The following is a 22,879-nucleotide window of genomic DNA, read 5'->3' as shown; positions in this document are numbered from 1 at the left end:
GAGATTATAGGGGATATGCGATGAATAATATTTTTCTGATATTCAAAAGAGACGTAAAAAAAATTGTAACGAATTGGGCCGCTGCCATTATTATTTCTGGACTTGTTTTCTTACCGTCTCTATATGCGTGGTTTAACATTGAAGCTTCCTGGGACCCGTATGGGCAGACGAGTGGGATTAAGATTGCTGTGTCTAATCTGGATAAGGGAGCAGAACTACGTGGAAATAAACTCAATATTGGAGAAGAGATCATTGCCTCTTTAAAAGAGAATAAAAAGATAGGCTGGGTATTCACCGATGCGGATAATGCCTTGAGAGGGGTAGAGCATGGTGATTATTATGCGAGTATCATCATACCTGCTAATTTCTCAGAACGAATCGCAACAGTGCTGTCCAAAAATCCGCAAAAGGCCGAAATTATCTATAACGTAAATGAGAAAATCAATGCTATATCACCAAAAATAACCGCAAAAGGAGCAAGTGGTGTAACGGAAGAGGTAAATCGTAACTTTATCAAGACAGCGAACGGTACCATTTTCCGGATTTTTAATGAAATTGGCATTCAGTTAGAGAGTGAGCTACCTACGATTAGACGATTAATTGAACTCGTATATAAAGTAGAAGCCTCTTTCCCAGAAGTACATAAAGTGATTTCTACAGCTAGTGCCGATTTGAAAAAAGCTGATGATATCTTGAAGAAGGCCCAAAATAATCTACCAGTGGTGACACATCTTGCCCAAGATGCTGAAAAGCTCTCTGTGCACGTAGGTGAGTTCTTGGATCACAGTGCAGATGCTATCGGAACGTTAACACCTACGATAAAAGAGAACCTACTGGTGATTCAACAAGCCTCTGTGCTGAGCGAAAAATTATTAGGAATTCTACAGGATATTAGTTTTGTGCCAAGCTTGGCTAAAGTGGAGCTTGATCGTACTGCTGAACGCTTAGACAGAGCAATAAGCGTCACAAATCGTTTGATAGGGGTGTTTGAGCCACTATCCAATCTAACAGGGAAACGGCTGCATTTTGTTACTGATAAGCTCAAAAGTATAAAATCAACTTTTGAAAAGCAGCAGACCATTGTCACCTCCCTTGCAGATGCGATTGACCGAGGCGAAAGACCAGCTCAACAACTAGTGGATCAGTTTATACAGCTCTCCAGAGACACCTCCCAAGCTATTGATGATCTTCTCAATCGCTTTGACACACAGATTGAACCGCTTATTATGGAAGGGATCGAAAAAGCGAAACAGGATGCCAATCAAGCAAGAGCGGTGATCAGGGATGCCATTACTAGCATACCGGATGTGCAAAAAATCTTACAGGATGCCGCAAAAGGACTGTCTTTGGGGAGTAAAGATCTATTGTTGCTTCAAAAAAATCTGCCTGAGGTAGAAGCGAAAATTAAAGATTTAGCCAAACGGATTAGAGCTTTAGAAAAAGAGGGTAACTTAGAAGAAGTAATCGATCTGTTGAAGAGAAATGCGGAGAAGGAGAGCCAATTTTTCGCGGAGCCAGTTATTTTGAAAGAAAATCGAATGTTCCCGATTCCTAATTACGGTTCAGCAATGTCGCCGTTTTTTACTACATTATCCTTGTGGGTAGGTGCATTGTTACTGGTTTCTTTATTAAGCGTAGAGGTTCATGATGATGAGCATGCTTTTAAAAGCTACGAGGTTTATTTTGGCAGGTATCTGACCTTTGGAATGCTAGCCGTACTACAGTCTGTTATGGTAACGATGGGTGATATATATATTTTAGGTGCCTACGTAGCAGATAAATGGTGGTTTGTCGTATTTGGCTTACTGATTAGTGCGGTGTTTATGCTGATTGTTTATACGCTCGTCTCTGTTTTTGGAAACGTAGGGAAGGCGATGGCAATCGTGCTCTTGGTGCTACAGCTTGCTGGTTCTGGAGGGACATTCCCGATTCAGGTCACACCGCCATTTTTCCAAGCTATCTATCCATATTTGCCCTTTACGTATGCCATTAGTATGATGCGAGAAGCGGTTGGTGGCATCCTATGGGACATTATCAATAGGAATATCATGATGATGACTGCCTATGCCGGAATTGCTCTGATCATTGGGTTAGCTTTAAAGAAATTCATCAACCGATCTTCAGCTAAATTAGTTAAAAAAGCTAAAGAGAGTCAGCTGATCCACTAACACAACCTACCTAAGATAAATTAGAACGTCTCTAAAACAAATGAAAGACCGTTCCCCAACCTGTGGGAACGGTCTTTTACATACAATGTGCGAGTATAGTGAATCGTATCACTCACACTAATCGTGCTATATTACTTACTTGGAAGTAGTTCAGCTTTTGTGCTACCTACTTTAATGGATGATTCAGTAGGAATCCACATACCTGTGTTTTCATCGCGACCTTGTAGTACGAATTTAGGGTCTTGTTTTTTCATTTCATCTACAGCCTGTTTAGAAAGTTTACCAATATTACCATCTTTTAGAAGATTTAGAATTAAAGCTAGTTTTGTATCAGGGAATTGAGTCATCATTTCGTAGTCGCCATTGCTATCGCCACCAATAAATAGAGGACCATTTCCACCGTGTTTTTTAGCAATCTCAGCTTTAATTACTTCTGTTTTTCCACCATAAACTGTTTTGAACCAGTCTTTTTTGTATACTGGCTGCATAACACCTTTTGCATCTTTCTCCAATTCCATACCAATTACGTTTTCTTTTGGAATGTTATAGCCATACTTTGGATTTGAAGCAAATACTTCTACTACTTCTTTCATAGATGCAGACACTACATAAACGTCGATGCCATTAGAACGGAAGGTATTCATCATGTTAGCAACCTCTGGAGATAGACGAAGACCGGATGTATATGTAACGCTGATTACACCAGCTTTACCGCTTAGCGTTTTTGGACTTGTATAGTTGATTTTGCGGATGGAATCACCTAGACCGTAGTCATTGGAAACCTCAGCCAATTCATGAACTTCATCAACGCTCATGTTAGTCAAGAAGTAAAGAACCCAAGGATAACCTACATCGCTACCATGAGAACCGTTAATTGCTTCGTACAAGAAGTACATTTTTGTACGGAAGTCGATGAATTGGTCAGACTTAGTTACTTCTTCTAAGGATTTTTTACCTTTGAAGCCTTTATAATTCTCATACAAGAATTTGTAGTCAGAAATGATGTCAGCAGAAACGTTTTCCATTGTGATTGTTTTGCCGTCTACTGTTTTGTATTTATCAGCAAAAGGACCCTTTGGAACGTTCATAACCAATACTTTTGCAAATTCTTCTGGTGTTAATTTGAAGTTCAAGTGATTGATTTGATAAATAAGTAGCGCTTCTTGAGTATCGTGCATGATGCTAGTGTTATCCCAGTCAAAAACAGCATAAGGTTTTTTATCTGCTTTGTAATTAGGACTCTTTACGCCATATTGGTCGATCATTTTTTGAACAGCAGCGTGAGTTTTTTCAGCCCATTTACCTTTGTCAAGCATTTGTAATTGCTGTTGAGCAATTTGTGTAGCAGAAGCTGTTGATAACGGAGCAGCGAATGCTGGTGCTGCACCTAGCATAAGTGATAGGGATAGACCAACACTTAGCAATACTTTTGTTTTCTTCATGATTTTCTCTCCTTTATGATGTAGGTTTTCTTATAAACAATCGGGAATATCATGGATACTCCCGACTATTTGCGATGGGAATCTTGCTAAACAGAGAGTACAAATGGGTTATACTCGGAAACGGTCAATTAAGCTCGTTAATTCCTGAGATATCTGACGTAGTTCCTCAGATGATCCTTGAAGAGCCATCATTGCAGTTACCTGGGACTCAGAGGATACAGACACGTTTTGCATGTAATCAGCTGAAAGCTTAGCTATATGTGCTGTCTCATCAACAGAAGATGCAATCTCTTCACTGGCAGCGGACATTTCCTCTGAAATGGCAGAGTTATCATGAATTTGTTCCGTTATATTTTTAATTTGTTGAAGGATGCGTTGGAAAGCTTCACCGGAATCTTGTACCATTTGAACACCGTTAGAGACGCTATGGTTTACATCATTCATAGATTCCATGGCACGACTAGTCTCTCCGTGCACTTCATTAATTAAGCTAGCGATTTTACCAGCAGACTCTGAAGATTGTTCTGCAAGCTTCCTTACTTCATCTGCAACAACAGCAAATCCTCTACCATGTTCTCCTGCACGGGCAGCCTCTATGCTTGCATTTAGAGCAAGAAGATTGGTTTGGGAGGAAATGTCGGTAATCATATCTACAATTTTTACAATCTCGTTAGATCGATCCTGTAGGACCTTCACGACAGAGAGGGAATGCTCGACAGATACACCGATGTTGCTCATTTGTTGTACGGCGTGCTGTACGGTATTGTTACCACTCTCAGCTTCTTGTGTTGTATCAAGTGAAAACTCTGCAATTGAGGAGGTAGATTCAGCAATTCGTTGAATACCCAGTGCCATTTCCTCCATGCCCTTAGCACTTTCCTCTGTACGCATGAGCTGATTATCTGCGCCACTTGCTACTTCTTTTACGTTTTCAGCGATCTTATCGATAGCCACTATATTACTCTCCACATGAGCGGATACCTGCTCTGAGGAGGCTACCAGTTTTTTGGATGCGGATACAATCTCTGAAATCAGATACTTAATAGATAATTGCATGGATTGCAGAGAATTAGCCAAAGTACCTAACTCATCCTTACGTTGAAGTAAATGAGGCTGTACTTCTTTGGTTAAATCACCCTCTCCAATCTCTTGCATGTGACCAATTAAGGTAGTGATTGGCTTAGAGAACTTACCAGCTAGAATAATAGATGCAACCAAAGCAATAACACCCAAAATGACACTCATGATCAAAATAAGGAAGAAGATATGATCAATGCTACTATTAAGCTCGCGTTGTTCAATAAATGAGATATATTTCCAACCAGTTTTTGGCGAGGTATAGACGTTCGTTAAATAATTTTGATTCTCCATAACGACATCCAGTTGACCTGTCGACATTTCACTTAGTTGGGCTAATGTTTTATTATCCAAATCTTTTACGTTTTTGGAGATCATATCCGGATATTGAGGGTTAGCAAGTACAGTACCCTCAGCGGAAATCATCATAACATAACCGGTTTCTCCAATTTTCATTTCCTTCAAGACTTCGGTTAAATTCAGTAGGTTTGTATCAATACCAAAAACCCCTACTGCTTTTCCAGTCATATCGCGAAGCTGTGTAACGATACTGACTGCAATAGTATCTGTTCCTGTCAAGATATAAGGAGCAGTGATTACGACCTTGCCTGGTTCTTTCATAGCATCTGTATACCAAGGACGGTCACGTGGGTCATAATGTGAGCTCATATTTTTGACAGGATACTGTGTATAACCGCTAAACTCAGTTCCTACAAATAGCGATGAAGTGTTGGGATGGGCTTCAATATAGCGTTTAAATTCTTGGGCCAGTTCTGCTTCTAAACCACCATTTCCCATAGCATCTATTTTAACTGTCCCAGATTCATTTTTATATGACTTGATCGATGCATCTGTTTTTTTCAACAGAGCAGAGTTTGCAAGCATGAGTACGTTTTCACGGATGGAATTAAAATAAATAGATACGCCATTATCCACTTGGGCTACTTCCTTGGTGTTAGCAGCCAAGAAATCCTGATGAATCTGTCTTTTCATATCCAAGTAAACAACACTACTAATAAGAGCAATCGGGATCGTAATGCATAAAACAAATGCAATGATTAACTTGGCTTTTATTGTATGAAACAAAGGCGTTCCCTCCCACATGCAAGTAACCCCTATCAACTTTTTCCAAATAAAAGGAAATAGAGGCGAAATTTTATTTCTGTTCTATTAATTAATCGGATAAATTCGGAATAAAATGAAGGATTATTTCGAAACGACATAGTCGTGTTAATTATTCATGAACAATTTGTTACATTTATGAAAAGTTTTAAAACAATGATACTGGAGGAATTCTATGGAGTTTTATCGTGTAAAAATAGGTGGTTTTTTGAACTGTTTTTAAGTGGAATTTAAATTTTATATTCACAAAAAATATCATTTTAATAAATATTTTTATGGTAAATATGGTAATAAATGATGGTAAGATTCATTTTCTTAACAAAATGATGTTCTAAACTTAACAGCACCTACACAGCATATTAAAAAACAAAAGGTAAGATACAACTAACAAGTAGATAGCGATAAGGTTGGAGCCGGGGAGAAACCTCAATAGAAATTACCAAAAACTTTTTTTAAAAGAAAGTGTATTGGCAGGTTCTATTTGAGGTTTTTTGTTTTTGAACAGGAGGGTAAATAGCAGACATGAATCAAGCGGAGTTTTACGCCAGATTAGAAAAGCATAAAATCATTGCATCTATTAAACAGCCGAAATCTCTGGAACGTGCATTGGAGGCTCCCATTAGTGCTGTCGTGCTTTCCATCGGGAATGTCAACACAATGAAACGATATGTAGATCTGTTTAAATCACACCAGATTCCGGTATTTCTGCACGTAGAACGCATGGGTGGGATTAGCTACGATCGGGAAGGTATGGCCTATATAGGAGAGAGTGTGAAGCCAACAGGAATCGTTACAACGCGTAATATGCTGATTAAATTAGCCAAAAAACATGGCCTCTTTACTATCCAACGTTTGTTCTTAGTTGACAGCGATTCACTAAAGTCTGGAATTCAATCTATTCAGGAAACTCAACCAGATGCTGTGGAGATCATGCCTGCCTTACTACCGGAGTATATCATTGAGTACCGAAATATGCTTCAACAGCCAATTATAGCAGGGGGGTTGATCAAGAGGCGGGAACAAATGGTGACGGCTCTTCGGCATGGTGCCATTGCGGTATCTTTAGGACAACATCAGTTGTGGAAGGAGAATATGGGAGATGAGAAATTGCAGCACTCTTCTATTTGATTTAGATGGAACCTTGCTTGATAGCAGAGAAGGTGTGATAAATGCGGTTTACTTCACGATAGAAGAGCATTGTCCAGGCTTGTTTACTAGAGATGAAATAACAGATCGCTTTGGCGAATCCTTGGAGGAATTTTTACATGAGGTTGAAATAAGAATCAACGAACAACAGGTACAAAAGTCTGAACTCCCCGACCAGTCAGAATCAAATAAAGGAAAGCTTTGGGATCGCACAGCATATTGTAAAGATTATTTTACTTACATGGAAAAACACCATAACAGGCAGATACAGTTGTTTCCATTTGTAAGAGAAGGACTAGTAGCACTGCAAAAAAGAGGATTTCAGCTTGCTGTTGTCACCAATAAACAACGCGAGTTTGCTTTACAAGGCTTAGAAATGGCAGGCATCCTGCATGTATTGGACACAGTGGTCACGCTAGATGATGTGGCACTTGGCAAGCCTTCTCCTGAGCCAATACAGAAGGCGATAGCAATCCTACGTACTACACCTGAAGAGACACTCATGATTGGTGATAGCAGGTATGATCTGTTATCTGCTAGTGCGGCCGGTGTGCGTAGCGTGTTGTTGGAGTGGTATGGAGTAGATCAACAAATGCAAGAGGAGCCTCATTATCGATTTTCAACATTCCAAATGCTTGTCGATGAACTACTGCTAGCCAGTGTGCAAAGAAAGGGTGAGTAGAGTGGCAGAAGTCGTGCTGAAGCAAGTAGTGAAATCCTATCAACAGCAACAGGTGGTAAAGGGAATGGATTTAGTAATTCCGGAGGGTTCCTTTACGGTTCTTGTTGGTCCTTCAGGCTGTGGTAAATCAACTACGCTGCGAATGATAGCCGGACTTGAGAGTGTGTCGGAGGGTGAAATTTGGATAGGCAAGCAAAAGGTGAACGATGTGCCACCCGGTAAGCGAGATTTGGCCATGGTGTTTCAAAACTACGCGCTGTACCCTACGATGACAGTCTTTGACAACATTGGCTTTGGTTTAAGAAACCGAGGCGTTTCTAAAAAGGAATGCAAGATATTGGTCGAGGAAATTGCTGAAATCGTAGGACTTCAAGATTATTTACATCGCAAGCCAGCCCAGTTATCAGGCGGTCAGCGCCAGCGTGTGGCATTAGCCAGAGCAATGGTTAAAAAGCCAAAGGTGTTTCTCATGGATGAGCCCTTATCCAATCTGGATGCTAAATTGCGGAATCAGATGCGCGTGGAATTAACCAGTTTGCACAAACAGCTAGGGACAACATTTGTATATGTGACACATGACCAGGTAGAAGCGATGACGATGGGCGATCAGATTGTTGTCATGAATGAAGGGGAAATTAAGCAGGTGGCCTCCCCGATCAAACTCTACCATGACCCAGAGAATTTATTTGTTGCACAGTTTATCGGCTCGCCTTCCATGAACATTTGTCAACAGAAAAATCACACAGGAATGATAGTAGGCTTCCGCCCGGAAAAAGTGATGATAGTGACAGAACAAGGAATGGCACAACATGAACATGTGTCGCAATCACCTATTTCAGATTTCTCTAGTAAAGGAAGCATTATCTCGCGTGAAATCCTTGGCTCTGATGTCTTGTATTACGTACAGACGGAAGCAGAGAGAATCATTGTCAAAAAAGAGGCGGATCAGCTTTTTTCCATAGGAGCTGACGTCATCATATCAGTGCTCCCAGAACACCTTTATCTCTTTGATCCAGCTACAGGAATGCGAAAGATTCCCCCTCAACTACCTTATCAAAAATCAGCGATCGCAGGGGGATTGGTGTGAATGGAAAAGGTGGCTACGACACAAACCAAATCGCTGCCCACTCCATCAGCCTGGTCTAGGGAACGGATGATAAAAACGAAATTTTTGGAAAATGTGCGTCCTTATGCATACATTACTCCTGCTTTGTTGTTTTTTACGCTTTTTTTCTTATTTCCGATCGGTTACATGATTTATCTTAGCTTTCATGATTGGTCACTACTAAATTTGGATGCGATCGAGTGGGTAGGTTTTGCCAACTTTCGAGAGCTACTACATGAACCAGATTTTCATCTCGTTTTCCTCAATACCATTGTGTTCACTATTGGTACCGTATCTATCAGTATTTTGTTAGCTTTTTTCCTGGCCCTTTGGCTTAATCGAACAGCTAAAATTTATGGAATTATGCAAGCCGCAGTTTTTAGTCCGCATATCATTTCATTGGTGTCAGTGTCCATGCTATGGATGTGGCTTATGGACCCGCAATACGGTTTATTGAACGCTCTGTTGGAATTTATCGGATTACCTGCTTATACATGGCTCAGTGATACCAAAAGTGCAATGATTTCACTCATTCTGGTGAGCGTTTGGAAAGGTGTAGGCTATAACACGCTAGTCTTTATTGCGGGACTGCAAAGTATACCGAGAGATCTCTACGAAGCGGCCAGTTTAGATCAGGCAAGCAAATGGAAAACGCTACGTAAAATTACCGTTCCAATGCTGTCACCTACTTTATTTTTTCTGACGGTCATTAATATCATTTCCTCCTTTCAAGTTTTTGACACGATTTATATCATGACGCAAGGAGGACCTGTTAATAGTACAAATATGCTGGTCTTTTATATCTATGAGCAGGGAATGGATTTCTATAATGGAGGGATTGCTTCAGCGGCGTCTGTCTTATTATTGGGACTCATCGGAGTTGTTACTTTTCTGCACTTTTTATTTATGGAAAAACGTGTTCACTATCGCTAAAAGGGGGGATGACAAGTGAAGCAAGTAGGACATCTTTCGCTTAAAGCGATTGAATGGATGCTGTTACTAGCAGTATCGCTCGTCTTTGTCTTTCCTTTTCTATGGATGGCGTTGACTGCTTTTAAAACATTGCCAGAGGTCTTTCAATTTCCACCTACTTGGTTGCCTGAATCTTTGCAGTTTCAGAACTTTTTAATCGCTTGGAGTTCAGGACCATTCTTTACCTATTTACTAAACAGCACGTTGGTAGCGGTTGGAATTTTACTTCTTCAAATTCTAACGGCTGTGCCTGCTGCCTATGCATTTGCAAGGTATCGCTTTCGGGGAAGAAATCTTCTGTTTGGCGTAACACTGATCGCTCTTATGATTCCGCCTCAGGTTATCTTTCTACCTATCTATGTGGAGATGAGTAATTGGGGGCTAGTAAACACATTATGGTCATTGATTTTACCTTATGGGGCGAGTGCTTTCGGTATTTTTTTACTACGCCAGGCCTTTATGCAGGTACCAGACGAGGTAATTGAAGCGGCACGACTCGATAATGCATCTGAGTGGAAAATCATGTGGACCATTATGGTCCCTATGGCAAAGCACGTACTGGTCACATTTGGGCTATTTAGCTTCATTTATCACTGGAACGATTACTTTTGGCCGCTCATCATGACCAACAGTAACGAGGTGCGTACATTACCTATAGGAATCTCCATGCTTAAAGCGGCTGACGGTGGCAGTCAGTGGAATGTGGTTATGGCGGGGAATATGATTTTGGTGTTTCCCATACTGCTGATTTTCTTTTTTGCCCAACGCCATATTATTAGCGCGTTTGTCTATCAATCAAAATAAAAGTAAGAATCAAGGAGGGCAAGAACGTGAACGTGAAAAAGTGGGGCTTATCTATTCTCATGTGTACAGTCGGTTTGTCAGGAATGCTAGTGGGATGTGCTCAACAGAAGGCAGCAGGAACCACCGAACGGGGGACACAAGCGAAGCAGGAAGCAACAGCATCCAGCCAGCCTGTTGAGATTGATTTCTGGTATGCAGTAGGCGGTCACAACGGGGAAATGGTCCAAAAGCTTGTAAAGGAATTTAATCAAACTCATAAGGATATTGTGGTAAAGCCTTCTTATCAAGGAAGCTACTACGAGAATCATACTAAGGTACTGTCAGCGGTAACAGCAGGGAATCAACCTGATGTTACGATGGTGGAGATTGCTTCAATTGGTGCCTTTGCCGATGCGAAGGTATTGGAGGATCTAGGACCATATACTGCTGGAGAAGAAAAGAAATACAATCCTGGCCTCATGGGTAACTCCTATTGGAAGGAGAAACTATATGCCATTCCGTTTAATCGCTCCACTCCTTTGTTATATGTGAATCGGAATTTATTGAAAAAAGAAGGACTTGATCCAAATGGCCCCAAAACATGGGAGGAATTACGTAGTTTTTCTCAAAAGCTCACTAAAAAGGAAGGCGGAAAAACCAAAACGTACGGATTCTCCACACCAATTGATATCTGGTTTTATGAAGCGCTGGTATTTGAGAGCGGTGGACAAATTTTAAGTGAAGACGGCAAGAGCTTAGTCATTAATACAGAGGCAGGTAAGGCGCCTTTAGAATTTTGGATAAGCATGTTAAAAGAAGGAATTATGAAAGCTCCTCCAGGTGAGAAGTACAATGCCTGGGATGTAGCCGCGCAGGATTTCCTGAATCAGCAAGTAGGGATGATCTTTACGACTACTGGTGAGCTGAAGGGCATGCGGGAAAAAGCCAAGTTTGATGTAGGAACGGCCTTCTTGCCTGCTAATAAGAATTTCGGAGTACCAACAGGTGGGGCAAATTTAGTCATCTTACAAAAATCATCTGAAGAGGAAAAGAAGGCGGCGTGGGAGTTTGTAAAGTGGATCACTGATACCCCACAAACCAGTGTATGGTCAGCAGAAACAGGATATATGCCAGTCACATCGGACGCAATTCAGTCAGATGAAATGAAAAAAGTATATGAACAGGACCCTAACTTCCAAGTGGCTGTGAAGCAGTTAGAGTATGGTAAGGCACGTCCAATGGTACCAGGCTATAAAGAACTACAGGAAGTCATCATGACAGAAATTCAGCGCGTAATTTTAGGTCAGGCTAGTGTTGACGAGGCTCTATCAAAAGCTGTGGAAAAAGGTCAAAAATTATTGAAGAAATAGGGAGAGGAGATCTCATATGAGCTACTGCATGGCACATCGGGGTTGGTCAGGGAGAGCACCTGAAAATACTATGGCAGCTATTAAGCTAGGTTTAGCAGAACCGGGTATTCAGGCGATTGAGGTAGATGTACAGCTATCAAAGGATGGAATCCCTGTGCTCATTCATGATTTCACACTAGATCGTACCACAAACGGGTCAGGACTAGTCAAAGATCATACGTTTGAACAGCTTCGTGAATGGAGCGCAGGAAGCTGGTTTGCTGAGGAGTTTTCCAATGAACAGATTCCTGCCTTAGAAGAATTGTTTCAAGCTGCATCACAGCATACTTGCCGCCTTAATGTAGAGCTAAAGACAGCAGGAAATTTATATCCGCTTTTAGCTGAAAAGGTCGTGGAGCTGGTAGAAGCATATGAGCTAGCTACACAGGTTTGTCTCACATCTTTTGATCACGAGATAATAAAAAGAGTCAAAGAGTTACAGTCTTCGATTAAAACGGGATTGATTATAACGGGCAAACCAGTTCTGTTGCGAGAACAGCTAGCAAAGACAGGGGCAACCATTCTTTCTATGGCTTATCCATATCTGACAAAAGATTTTGTACAAATGATGTTGGAGGAAGGATTCGAAATATTTGCTTGGACGATTGATGATGAGAATGAGATAGAGCGAATAAGCGAATGGCATCCCAATATATATATTTGTACAAATCATCCTGACCGAATGCTTTCCTTAGCACGCTGAACGAGAAGAGACGGAGAAAATAACAGAATAGAAGAGTGAACCAAAAGGAGCAGTTACATGTAACCGATGTAACTGCTCTTTTTATTTTTTTGATAGATATTTATAAAAACGTGCTTTTTGGTAATGATAATTTTTATGCCTCATGATTATATTTTAGATTTTTTAACTATTAATAAAAAGACAAAAATATTTTGATTTCGTTATAGGAATAGATCGAGCCCTCCTATATAATTTACAAGGGGAATCTTTGTATATTTTTTAATTTCAGGAAGGGGAATTTCTTTTTATGGGAGCGGATTCAAAAAAACTCCGATGGTATAATATTGCGTTAATGGCGTTTGTAGCAGTATGGGGATTTGGTAACGTTGTTAATAACTTTGCCAACCAAGGATTACAAGTCATTACCTCTTGGGTTTTGATTATTGCCTTATATTTTATTCCTTATGCATTAATGGTAGGGCAATTGGGTTCCACCTTTAAAGATGGTAAGGGTGGTGTTAGTACATGGATTAAGGAAACGCTAGGGGCTAATGTTGCTTATTTGGCAGCGTGGACCTATTGGGCTGTTCACATTCCATATCTAGCACAAAAACCACAAGCTATCTTGATTGCGCTAGGTTGGACATTTACAGGTAGTGGTAAGGTACTCGACCAATATTCTACCTTGGTGATTCAATTAGCCTGCTTAGCGATCTTCTTATTCTTTGTATGGATTGCTTCTAAAGGTATTTCGTCCTTAAAGCGCATTGGGACAGTTGCCGGTATTTCTGTATTTGTGATGTCCTTGTTGTACATTGTACTAGCTGTTACTGCACCTGGTTTAACTGGTGTAAGTGTAGCAACAACCAATATGACAGTTAGCACGTTCATTCCTGAATTTAATTTTGCTTATTTTACTACCTTATCCATGCTAGTCTTTGCGGTAGGCGGGGCGGAGAAAATTGCTCCTTATGTCAACTTCACTAATAACCCAACTCGTGAATTCCCTAGAGGAATGTTGATTCTGGCGATCATGGTTGCGGTCTGTGCCCTGTTGGGTTCATATGCAATGGGGATTATGTTTGATGCGAATAATATCCCTGCAGACTTAAAAATGAATGGTCAATATTATGCGTTCCAAATGCTAGGTAACTACTATGGAATTGGTAACACGTTCTTAATTCTATATGCAATTTCTAATACATTGGCCCAAATTTCAGCATTGGCCTTCTCTATTGATGCGCCATTGAAGGTGTTACTATTAGATGCTGATGAAAGATACATTCCAAGAAAGCTTTTGAAAAGCAATGACAAGGGTACCCCTACTAATGGTTATATCTTAACTACGATTCTAGTGGGTATTCTAATCGTTGTACCAGCCCTAGGTATCGGTAATATGAATACATTGTTTAACTGGTTGTTAGACTTAAACTCTGTAGTTATGCCGCTTCGTTACCTATGGGTATTCGTAGCGTATATTGCTGTAATGAAAATGGCTGATAAATTCACGTCTGAATATCAATTTGTGAAAAATAATAAGTTTGGTCTGCTAATTGGTGGTTGGTGCTTTGTCTTCACTGCCTTTGCTTGCTTGATGGGGATGTTCCCGAAAGTACCTGCTTTTACATCAGAATGGTACTTCCAAATTACGCTTAATATCGCGACTCCGTTCGTGTTGCTAGGTCTAGGTCTGATCCTACCATCGATTGCTAAAATGACAAATAATAAGTAATCGGAAGAATCCATCCTGTGTTTATACATGGGGTGGATTTTTTATTATGAAGCACGTCATGCTTTTGTCAAAAAGAGAGAACGGGCACGAGTAAAATGTCAGTACAATGAAGGGGAGGATAAACATCGAAAGGGTGTTCTTGATGGATCAACAGCTGGGGAATATAGAAGATCATGAGCCGAAAAATCAAATGCCCGTAGCTTTTTTAGAGCAAATGGAGCTCACAACAGATTGGCTACATCGGAGAGGGGCTTTTCTAACAACGCAGGTAGGAAAAGAGATCAACACGATGACAATTGCCTGGGGTAGCATTGGTTATCTATTCGGAAAGCCAACGTTGACAGTTATGGTACGTAAAAGTAGACATACCACCCAGCTCTTACAGGCTTCTCAAGAGTTCACGGTCAGTGTTCCTTTTTCAGATGATATGGGAGAAAAGCTTTTTGCCTGTGGAACACAATCAGGTCGTACGGTGGATAAAATCTCCACTTGCCAATTAACTCTGTTAGACTCGCAGGTCATTGCAACACCTGTGATCGGAAATTGCGAGCGTTACTATGAGTGTAAGGTGATTGTAGCCCAAGAGATTACTGCGCCTGTTCTTTCTGAGGAAATAAGGCAGGAACATGTGATAGAGGGTGATCCTTATTATTGTTATATCGGTGAGATCGTTCATTGCTAGTAACAAGGAAAAAGTTATTTCCACGAAATGTGTTGGAGAGGTACTGGATTTGTCGCGGAGCACCCCATAAGGAAGGACAAGGCAGAGTGTGCCTGTGGAAGGTGAACGTGGTAAAGTAGATTTCGGAATGTGTTCATAAAATTTCTGAGATGCTAGGAGAAAGGTGGTTCATATGCAACAATCCATCATTGAAATTAGTAAAAGTGTGCTACAAAGCTCCTTGGGAGTAAAAGCTGGTGAAACTCTTCTAGTTGTAACGGATGACTCAAAGAAAAAGCTGGCGGAAGCTCTCTATGAGGCAGGAAAAAGTCTAGGAGCCCAAACCTTGCTAATGGTTATGCAGGAGCGTACCAAATCAGGGGAGGAGCCTCCTGAAGCTGTAGCTATCGCTATGACAAAAGCTGACGTAGTCATTGGGATTACCGAGCATTCTCTGACTCATACGCATGCTAGAAAAAATGCGGTAGCAGCAGGAGCTAGAGTGGCCACGATGCCTGGAATAACAGAGGACATGTTCTTGGCAGGGGCTATTGCGGCCGATTATGTAAAAGTAAAAGCGCTGACTGAAGTAGTAGCTAGCATGCTTACAGAAGCTAAACAAGTGAGAATTGACAAAGCGGGTTATTCTCTAAGCTTTTCCATTGAACAAAGAAATGGGATACCAAGCACCGGTGTGTATGTTAATCCAGGAGAATCAGGTAATCTGCCTTCCGGAGAGGCTTATATCGCTCCTCTAGAGGGAACAGCTACCGGGCAAATCCTCGTAGATGGTTCCATTGCTGGAATCGGTACATTAACAGAGCCTGTCTTGCTTACAATCGACAAAGGACGAATTATCTCAGCAGAAGGCCCGAGCGGGAAACAGCTTTTGGAGTTGTTGGGAGATGGAGATGGCCGATTATTAGCAGAGTTTGGAGTAGGGACAAATGATAAAGCTCGTATTACTGGAGTAGTCTTAGAGGATGAGAAAGTATACAGCACAATTCATGTAGCTTTCGGAAGCAACAATACCTTTGGTGGAGTCATATCAGCTGGTGTACATATTGATTGCGTTGTTATGCAGCCAGACTTCTATTTGGATGAGAAGCAAGTAATGGAACACGGTGCATTGCTTGGTTTGTAGATTGGAAAAAACCTTTCATAAAGGGAAAAAGAGCGTTAGCTAGGTGGCTGACGCTCTTTTTGCTGATCACTTATGATTAGCTAGATCCAGACGTAACAAGCTACTTGATCTAGCTCTGTCTACATTGCTTGCAATCCAGCCTGATTCAAGAAGTTCCAAGGCTTGTTGTAATGCGGTTGGAAGAAGAAATCGACAAAGGCAAGCTGGTCAATTGTCATGTGATTTTGGATGCAAACAGATAAGGTATTCATCGCTTGCGTCAAATCAGCTTTGGACATGATTTGGGCTCCCACGATGCGACGAGAAGTCTCTTCAAAGACTACTTTTAGTAAAACCTTTTCATGTTCTGGCATGAATTCTGGTCGATAGCTGTCTTCGATTGTGACAGTCTTCACATTCATAGCTAAGTCTGAAGCTGCTCCTTCTGTTAATCCAGTAGAAGCGATGTTATAGTCATAAATTTTAATCCCAGAGGTTCCTTGTGTGCCCATATAAGCCATTGTAGGTGTAACTAGATTCTTCGCAACTAATGTACCCATACGTACGGCATTAGTAGCAAGAGGTATATAGGCGTGTTGCCCAGTTGGATTGTAGCGAATCGCGCAGCTGTCACCAGCGGCGTACACATCCGGTTTGCTAGTTTGCATATATTCACTCACGATAATAGCTCCATTGTTCAACATATCTACTTGTCCTTTAAGCAAACTTGTATTTGGACTAAAACCAATACACAGAATCACCAAGTCAGCCTGGTATTCGCCTTTTGTGGTGATGACCTTTGCCACTTTACCGTCTACGCCTTCAAATCTAGTAACAGTTTGACCTAGAGCAAGTGTAACACCATGATCCTGTAATTCTTTTTCGGTAACCTGAGTGAATTCTTCATCAAGGTAACGGTTTAAAATCCGATCAACACTATCGATGAGAGTCACTTGCTTGCCATTCATTTCAAAGGCTTCAACTAATTCAATCCCAATGTAGCCGGCACCTATGACCACCACATTTTTAGCTGTTTTTGCTTTTTCAATAATGGTATTGGAGTGGTTAAAGTTCTTAGACAATACGATATTGTCTAGTTCAATACCATCTAAATTAGGCATGATTGGCCAAGAACCAGTAGTAACAATTAATTTATCAAAGGAATCGATGATTTCTTCATTTGTATTTAAATTGCGAACGACCAATGTTTTTTGATCAGTATCAATCGAGATAACATCGTGGCGCATATTCGTAACCACGCCCAGCTCGGCTAATTTCTCTGGAGAGGAGTAGAACAATCCTTGAGGATCTTTCACTACACCACCTACATATAAAGCAATCCCGCATGAAAGAAAGGAGATATTATCATTTCGTTCATAAACGGTAATGTGAGCATCTGGATATAACTTAGCAGCAGTAACAATAGCGGCAGTTCCGGCATGCGTGCATCCAATAACAGCAATTTTCATAGGTAGTCCTCCAAGTAGTTAGGATTTATGTGCAAGTCTGTTATTCCTCTTTATACGATTAACACTGTTGTAATAGTGTTTATGAGGTTTATTATAGGAGCGTCCTAGTAAAGATGACAGTGAACGTTTTGTGAATGTTATCACATTCACAACTGTTACTCTTGTAAACTATGCTTTCACAGGGTACAAGATGGTTAGAACCCTATAGCTACAAACATAAAAGCTAATCCAAACATTTTTGGATACGGATCAAGAAATTTTCTAATTATGACAGATATTACCTGCAATTGGTAAATAACGGGAAAAGAAGGGTGAATGATTGGTTAAAAAAAATTATAGTGTGAAATTATTCACATACATTAAAAAGTCTACTGTATATACTACCATCGAAGGATAACGTTATTGCCTTCACAATTAAAGAGAAAAGCAAAGAGGTACTGAATATCCATTGATCACGTGGTAGAAAAAAGGGAGGATTCAACATGAAGAAATGGATGTCTCTTATGATGGCTGCATTCCTGGCAGTTCCTGTACTGTCTGGATGTGGGAGCTCAACAACTCCAGGTGCAACAGAAGGCAAGGCTACAACCGAGGCGGCAACTCCGCAAGATGAAAATACGGATATTGTAGTAATTGGTGCAGGTGGTGCAGGTTTATCAGCTGCGATAGAAGCCACAAATGCCGGTGCCAAAGTCATCGTACTAGAAAAAATGCCGATGGTTGGTGGTAACACAACTCGCGCTACTGGTGGATTAAATGCAGCAGGAACGGAAGCACAAAAGAAAAAAGGAATTGAAGACAGCCAAGAGCTGTTTTACCAAGATACAATGAAGGGTGGATACGATAAAAATAACCCTGAGCTGGTAAAACTTCTGACAACACAAGCAAAGGATTCTGTCGTTTGGTTAGAATCAATGGGAGCTGATTTGTCTGACGTTGGCCGTGCAGCTGGAGCAAGTGTAAACCGTATTCATCGTCCAACTGGCGGAGCGGCAGTAGGCTCTAATGTTGTGTCTACTTTAAAGAATCAAGTGAAAGAAAAAAACGTTGATGTCCGTGTCAAAAATAAAGCAGTCGAAATTATAAAAGATCAAGAGGGTAAAGTTACTGGTGTAAAAGCTGAGAATAAAGATGGTAAGGCTTACACGATTAACGCAAAGGCAGTCATTTTGGCTACAGGCGGTTTTTCTGCTAACCAGGAGATGGTTATTTCTTATAAACCAGAGCTCAAAGGATTTGCTACAACGAACCATCCAGGAGCATTGGGTGAAGGTATTAGATTAGGCGAAAGCGTTGGTGCAAATTTAGTTGATATGGCTGAAATCCAAACACACCCAACTGTTGTTCCCGAAAAAGGTGTGATGGTAACAGAAGCTGTTCGCGGAAATGGAGCTATTCTAATCAATAAAGACGGTAAACGTTTCATCAACGAGCTATTAACTCGTGACGTAGTGTCTAAAGGTATTTTGGATCAAAAAGATGGAGTAGCTTACCTGTTCTTTGATGATGGATTGAGAAAAGGTCTAAAAGCAGTAGAAGAATACTTCAACATGCAATTGGTAACAGAAGCTGATTCTGTCGAAGAGCTGGCTGGTAAGATCGGTGTAGATAAAGACGCTATGATAAAAAGCGTGAAAACATATAATGATGCGGTAGCAGCGAAACAAGATAAGGAATTTAAGCGTGATGACCTACCTCTTCAATTAAACCAAGGTAAGGTATATGCCATTCAAGTAACTCCTGCGGTTCATCACACTATGGGTGGCCTACAAATTAATACAAATGCGGAAGTAATGAATAAAGAAGGCCAAGTCATTAAAGGCTTGTATGCAGCCGGAGAAGTCACAGGTGGCGTACATGGTGGTAACCGTCTAGGTGGTAACGCTATGGCTGATATCGTAACATTCGGTCGCATTGCAGGACAAAATGCAGCAAAGGCCGCGAAGTAATCTTGTAAGGCAAGAACATGGGGAGAGAATGATGATGAAAAAATTATTTTATCTAGTAGCTCTGCTAGCGATGGCGGCGTTGATGCTAGTTGGTTGTGGAGCAACAGGCTCGACCACTGCTGATACTGGAGCATTTAAAGACGGTACATACGAAGGTGCTGCTCGAGGTGCTAGTAGCGATATTAAAGTAGCTGTAGAAGTGAAAGCAGGCAAAATCGATGCCATTAAAATCCTAGAGCATGAAGAAACTCAAAACCTGATTGAAGCTGTTATGGAGAACACCATCCCCGAAATCATTGAAAAACAAAGTACAGAGGGTGTGGAGGCCATTTCTGGTGCATCTAAATCCAGTAATGCTGTAAAAGAGGCTGTAAATCAAGCATTAGAGAAAGCTAAGAAGTAACAACAGCAAGACAGAGATAAAAGAAAAACTCGACCAGTAGAATGTATGAACCAGTGAGTTATCAGCACGAATCGCCTTATCTGTTCGGGTGTATCACTTAATTTCATTACTCATCTGAGAGCTTTTTTGGAGTAAAGCTCTTACGAAGAATACAGCAGTCTGTAAGCCGTTCCTGTAGGGAGCGGCTTTTATTTATGAAAATAGCAACCCTCGCGGTGTTGGTCTATATCGTATGTGGTTATGCCTTATAATTGACTCCTAGCTAGCCCATCTTTACAATAATATGCGTAAACGGTTACATAATGGAAAAGAAGAAGGGATGATCGAGATGGAAAAAATACACCACATTATCATTGATACCGATCCGGGAATAGATGATGCTGTCGCAATCGCAGCTGCTCTGTTTCATGATCAGATAGATGTGAAATTAATCACCACAGTTGCTGGCAATGTGTCGTGTGATAAGACTACCAATAATGCCTTAAAGCTTCTCGAATTCTTTCACAGTGATGTACCGGTTGCCAAGGGGGCAATCAAGCCCCTCCTACGGACACTAGAGGACTCTAGCCATATCCATGGTAACTCTGGGTTAGATGGATATGATTTTCCTGATCCAAAGAAGGAACCACTGGGTATTCATGCTATTGAGGCAATGCGTGAGACCATTTTGAATAGCGAGGAACCTATTACGCTAGTTCCTATTGGCCCTTTGACCAACATTGCTCTCCTATTATCTGTTTATCCAGAATGTAAACAAAATATCAAAAGAATTGTGCTAATGGGTGGTTCAGCTTCACGTGGCAATCACTCTCCTGCGGCAGAATTTAATATGTTTGTTGACCCGGAAGCGGCTAAGATCGTTTTACAATCAGGGATAGATATTACAATGTGTGGTTTAGATGTAACAAGCTTAGCTACTTTGACTAAGGAAAACGTAGTAGCTTTGAAAGAGATGAATCGAACAGGAGAAATGCTCTATGGATTATTCCAGCATTATCGAGGTGGAAGCTTAGCGACTGGTTTACATATGCACGATCTCTGCGCTATTGCTTATCTAGTAAAACCTGAGCTTTTTGTCACAAAGGAATGCTTTGTAGATGTAGAAGTAAATGGGAGCTATTCTGCTGGGGCAACTATCGTTGATCTGAAGGGTTATTATCAAAAACAAGCGAATGCGAGAGTATGCTTGGAGATTCGTGTAGAGGAATTCCGCGAGTGGTTTATGGGAATATTTACTAAATCAAATGTTTTATAAAAAGCTAAATAAGTAAATAAAAGAGGACACTACTGCTAGTAGTATCCTCTTTTTGTGTATATTCGTATGTTCTCAATTCCTATTGCTAGGAGACCTCTTTTACTTTATTAGGATCTCGTTCCCAGCATTCAGCATTTACTAGACCTGGAATAGAGTCTGAATAGAAGACCGGGTCTCGACCTGCTTTTCGCTGCTGAACATAATCGGTTAGAGCAGCAAATGCATATTTTCCAAGTAGGAAAATAGCAATCAGGTTAAGGAAGGCCATCATCCCCATAAATAAATCAGCTAATGTCCAGACGATATTGTTTTGTGCTAGGGATCCAAACATTACCATTCCAATGACGCAGAGTCGATAAAGAAGCGTCCACGTGCGAGATTCACTGCGAATAAAATCGATGTTTGTCTCACCGTAGTAGTAATTACCAATAATGGAACTATACGCAAAAAAGAAAACAATTACGGCAACAAAGTAAACAGCCCAATAGCCGAGTTGAGAGCTTAGTGCTGCCTGTGTTAATTCAATTCCACCCATCCCACTATCTACATAAATGCCTGATGTAAGAATAATAAAAGCAGTCGCACTACATACTAACAGGGTATCTACATAAACTCCCAGCGTTTGTAACAAGCCCTGTTTAACAGGGTGCGTAATATCAGCTGTAGCTGCCGCATTAGGAGCACTACCCATCCCAGCCTCATTAGAGAATAGTCCACGCTTGATTCCCATGCTAAGAGCCATACCAATACCGCCACCAAATGCTTCTTGCAGGCCAAACGCATGACTTACTATGCTCATGAAGACAGCAGGAATGTGCTGATAATTCATAAACATAACAAATAAAGCAATTGCAATATAAAGAGTTGCCATAATCGGTACAATCCATTTAGAGATAGCCGCTACGCGTTTTACTCCACCAAATACAACAATAGCAGTGAGGATGCATAGAATGATACCCATTGTCACTTTATCTACCCCGAAGGCAGTTTGCATAGCTGCTGTAATGGTATTAGCTTGTACTGCATTAAAGACAAATCCGAAGCAAATAGTAATCAGAACAGCGAAGGTAATACCCATCCAGCGCTTATTTAAAGCTTTCTCCATGTAATAAGCAGGACCGCCTCTAAATCCATGCTTATCATGTACCTTATAAATCTGCGCGAGTGTGCATTCTACAAAGCTTGAAGCCGCCCCGATTGTAGCCAGCAACCACATCCAGAATACTGCTCCAGGCCCACCAACTGCGATAGCAATAGCTACCCCAGCTAAATTTCCCGTTCCCACACGGGAGGCTGCACTCATACAAAAGGCTTGGAAAGAGGAAACCCCTTTTTTCTCTTTTGGATTACGATTAACACCATCACCAAGCAGTCTAAACATTTCACCAACTAGGCGAATCTGCACAAATCTGGTTCGAATCGTAAAATAAATTCCGACTGCAATGAGAATGAAAATGAGAATGTAAGTCCATAGGAAATCATTGCTAACAGATAATACTCTTTCTAATGATGCCAAATGAAAGAGCCTCCTTTCTCCATAACCTTAGCTAACATATTTTATCTATTTTAACATACATACGCGTAAATAAAATTAGTAAAAGCTGATTATTTACTTTTGTAAAAAATTATGAATTATATATAAAAACTTAGAATGCTGTTGTTATAGGGTTTTTACTAGGTATTTTTGTTTTCGTAGTAA

General features: G+C 40.8%; 18 protein-coding genes. 14 read left to right on the top strand and 4 right to left on the bottom strand.

Annotated features, from left to right (window positions below; all coding sequences use genetic code 11):
• The first annotated feature begins 20 nt into the window (after window positions 1-20).
• Window positions 21-2,168 carry a YhgE/Pip domain-containing protein gene (locus ACQV1I_RS24015; RefSeq protein ID WP_116333568.1) on the top strand — a complete coding sequence of 716 codons (2,148 nt, stop codon included), beginning with the start codon at window positions 21-23 and terminating at the stop codon, window positions 2,166-2,168.
• Between the two features lie 131 nt (window positions 2,169-2,299).
• Here ACQV1I_RS24015 and ACQV1I_RS24010 read toward each other — a convergent pair whose 3' ends face one another.
• Window positions 2,300-3,610 (bottom strand): haloacid dehalogenase-like hydrolase, encoded by a 1,311-nt coding sequence (locus tag ACQV1I_RS24010; RefSeq protein WP_116333569.1) that lies wholly within the window; start codon window positions 3,608-3,610, stop codon window positions 2,300-2,302.
• Between the two features lie 108 nt (window positions 3,611-3,718).
• Window positions 3,719-5,773 carry a methyl-accepting chemotaxis protein gene (locus ACQV1I_RS24005; protein WP_328208483.1) on the bottom strand — a complete coding sequence of 685 codons (2,055 nt, stop codon included), beginning with the start codon at window positions 5,771-5,773 and terminating at the stop codon, window positions 3,719-3,721.
• Between the two features lie 558 nt (window positions 5,774-6,331).
• Here ACQV1I_RS24005 and ACQV1I_RS24000 point away from each other — a divergent pair.
• From ACQV1I_RS24000 to ACQV1I_RS23955, 10 genes are all read left to right on the top strand, one after another.
• Window positions 6,332-6,937, top strand: coding sequence for a glycerol-3-phosphate responsive antiterminator (locus ACQV1I_RS24000; protein ID WP_116333570.1), 606 nt, complete (start codon window positions 6,332-6,334; stop codon window positions 6,935-6,937).
• Entirely contained in the window at window positions 6,909-7,637 is a 729-nt protein-coding gene (locus tag ACQV1I_RS23995) for an HAD family hydrolase (RefSeq protein ID WP_116333571.1), read from the top strand. The genes ACQV1I_RS24000 and ACQV1I_RS23995 overlap by 29 nt, the downstream gene beginning before the upstream one ends.
• A gap of 1 nt (window position 7,638) precedes the next feature.
• The gene (locus ACQV1I_RS23990) at window positions 7,639-8,724 is read left to right on the top strand and encodes an ABC transporter ATP-binding protein (protein ID WP_116333572.1); all 1,086 of its coding nucleotides are present in this window, start codon (window positions 7,639-7,641) and stop codon (window positions 8,722-8,724) included.
• Complete coding sequence (locus ACQV1I_RS23985; RefSeq protein ID WP_018669634.1) at window positions 8,725-9,675, top strand: carbohydrate ABC transporter permease; 951 nt, start codon at window positions 8,725-8,727, stop codon at window positions 9,673-9,675.
• A gap of 57 nt (window positions 9,676-9,732) precedes the next feature.
• On the top strand, window positions 9,733-10,518 hold the full coding sequence (locus ACQV1I_RS23980; RefSeq protein ID WP_438769998.1) for a carbohydrate ABC transporter permease: 786 nt from the start codon (window positions 9,733-9,735) through the stop codon (window positions 10,516-10,518).
• Between the two features lie 32 nt (window positions 10,519-10,550).
• The gene (locus ACQV1I_RS23975; RefSeq protein WP_116333666.1) at window positions 10,551-11,867 is read left to right on the top strand and encodes an ABC transporter substrate-binding protein; all 1,317 of its coding nucleotides are present in this window, start codon (window positions 10,551-10,553) and stop codon (window positions 11,865-11,867) included.
• Between the two features lie 16 nt (window positions 11,868-11,883).
• A complete protein-coding gene (locus tag ACQV1I_RS23970; RefSeq protein WP_116333574.1) occupies window positions 11,884-12,609 on the top strand; it encodes a glycerophosphodiester phosphodiesterase in 726 nt (241 codons plus the stop codon).
• 286 nt (window positions 12,610-12,895) lie between these two features.
• Entirely contained in the window at window positions 12,896-14,320 is a 1,425-nt protein-coding gene (locus ACQV1I_RS23965; protein WP_104031447.1) for an amino acid permease, read from the top strand.
• Window positions 14,321-14,462: 142 nt separating this feature from the next.
• Window positions 14,463-15,002 carry a flavin reductase family protein gene (locus tag ACQV1I_RS23960; RefSeq protein ID WP_116333575.1) on the top strand — a complete coding sequence of 180 codons (540 nt, stop codon included), beginning with the start codon at window positions 14,463-14,465 and terminating at the stop codon, window positions 15,000-15,002.
• A 172-nt stretch (window positions 15,003-15,174) separates the two neighbouring features.
• On the top strand, window positions 15,175-16,125 hold the full coding sequence (locus tag ACQV1I_RS23955) for an aminopeptidase (protein ID WP_116333576.1): 951 nt from the start codon (window positions 15,175-15,177) through the stop codon (window positions 16,123-16,125).
• A gap of 119 nt (window positions 16,126-16,244) precedes the next feature.
• Here the strand turns inward: ACQV1I_RS23955 and ACQV1I_RS23950 are convergent, their stop codons facing one another.
• The gene (locus ACQV1I_RS23950; protein ID WP_116333577.1) at window positions 16,245-17,573 is read right to left on the bottom strand and encodes an FAD-dependent oxidoreductase; all 1,329 of its coding nucleotides are present in this window, start codon (window positions 17,571-17,573) and stop codon (window positions 16,245-16,247) included.
• A gap of 482 nt (window positions 17,574-18,055) precedes the next feature.
• Here ACQV1I_RS23950 and ACQV1I_RS23945 point away from each other — a divergent pair, with 482 nt between their 5' ends.
• The 3 genes from ACQV1I_RS23945 to rihC all read left to right on the top strand — a co-directional run bounded on the left by ACQV1I_RS23945 (window position 18,056) and on the right by rihC (window position 21,180).
• Window positions 18,056-19,522 (top strand): flavocytochrome c, encoded by a 1,467-nt coding sequence (locus ACQV1I_RS23945; protein WP_116333578.1) that lies wholly within the window; start codon window positions 18,056-18,058, stop codon window positions 19,520-19,522.
• A 34-nt stretch (window positions 19,523-19,556) separates the two neighbouring features.
• Entirely contained in the window at window positions 19,557-19,925 is a 369-nt protein-coding gene (locus ACQV1I_RS23940; RefSeq protein WP_116333579.1) for an FMN-binding protein, read from the top strand.
• Window positions 19,926-20,253: 328 nt separating this feature from the next.
• The gene (gene rihC / locus ACQV1I_RS23935; RefSeq protein WP_094699945.1) at window positions 20,254-21,180 is read left to right on the top strand and encodes a ribonucleoside hydrolase RihC; all 927 of its coding nucleotides are present in this window, start codon (window positions 20,254-20,256) and stop codon (window positions 21,178-21,180) included.
• A gap of 85 nt (window positions 21,181-21,265) precedes the next feature.
• On the opposite strand, the gene ACQV1I_RS23930 is transcribed toward rihC, so the two are convergent.
• Entirely contained in the window at window positions 21,266-22,696 is a 1,431-nt protein-coding gene (locus ACQV1I_RS23930; protein WP_094699944.1) for an alanine/glycine:cation symporter family protein, read from the bottom strand.
• Window positions 22,697-22,879: the final 183 nt, after the last annotated feature.

The sequence above is a fragment of the Brevibacillus sp. JB24b genome (assembly GCF_051713385.1).
In the GTDB taxonomy this organism is placed as follows: Bacteria; Bacillota; Bacilli; order Brevibacillales; family Brevibacillaceae; genus Brevibacillus_B; species Brevibacillus_B laterosporus.
The sequence above is the reverse complement of the archived record's forward strand: the minus strand, read 5'-3'. Positions and strand labels throughout refer to the sequence as shown.

What these genes read in the sequence shown, in the direction of transcription:
- ACQV1I_RS24015 (WP_116333568.1), top strand. Translation starts at nt 21, where the DNA reads ATGAATAATATTTTTCTGATATTCAAAAGAGACGTAAAAAAAATTGTA.
- ACQV1I_RS24010 (WP_116333569.1), bottom strand. Translation starts at nt 3,610, where the DNA reads ATGAAGAAAACAAAAGTATTGCTAAGTGTTGGTCTATCCCTATCACTT.
- ACQV1I_RS24000 (WP_116333570.1), top strand. Translation starts at nt 6,332, where the DNA reads ATGAATCAAGCGGAGTTTTACGCCAGATTAGAAAAGCATAAAATCATT.
- ACQV1I_RS23995 (WP_116333571.1), top strand. Translation starts at nt 6,909, where the DNA reads ATGAGAAATTGCAGCACTCTTCTATTTGATTTAGATGGAACCTTGCTT.
- ACQV1I_RS23985 (WP_018669634.1), top strand. Translation starts at nt 8,725, where the DNA reads ATGGAAAAGGTGGCTACGACACAAACCAAATCGCTGCCCACTCCATCA.
- ACQV1I_RS23980 (WP_438769998.1), top strand. Translation starts at nt 9,733, where the DNA reads ATGCTGTTACTAGCAGTATCGCTCGTCTTTGTCTTTCCTTTTCTATGG.
- ACQV1I_RS23970 (WP_116333574.1), top strand. Translation starts at nt 11,884, where the DNA reads ATGAGCTACTGCATGGCACATCGGGGTTGGTCAGGGAGAGCACCTGAA.
- ACQV1I_RS23965 (WP_104031447.1), top strand. Translation starts at nt 12,896, where the DNA reads ATGGGAGCGGATTCAAAAAAACTCCGATGGTATAATATTGCGTTAATG.
- ACQV1I_RS23960 (WP_116333575.1), top strand. Translation starts at nt 14,463, where the DNA reads ATGGATCAACAGCTGGGGAATATAGAAGATCATGAGCCGAAAAATCAA.
- ACQV1I_RS23955 (WP_116333576.1), top strand. Translation starts at nt 15,175, where the DNA reads ATGCAACAATCCATCATTGAAATTAGTAAAAGTGTGCTACAAAGCTCC.
- ACQV1I_RS23950 (WP_116333577.1), bottom strand. Translation starts at nt 17,573, where the DNA reads ATGAAAATTGCTGTTATTGGATGCACGCATGCCGGAACTGCCGCTATT.
- ACQV1I_RS23945 (WP_116333578.1), top strand. Translation starts at nt 18,056, where the DNA reads ATGAAGAAATGGATGTCTCTTATGATGGCTGCATTCCTGGCAGTTCCT.
- ACQV1I_RS23940 (WP_116333579.1), top strand. Translation starts at nt 19,557, where the DNA reads ATGAAAAAATTATTTTATCTAGTAGCTCTGCTAGCGATGGCGGCGTTG.
- rihC (WP_094699945.1), top strand. Translation starts at nt 20,254, where the DNA reads ATGGAAAAAATACACCACATTATCATTGATACCGATCCGGGAATAGAT.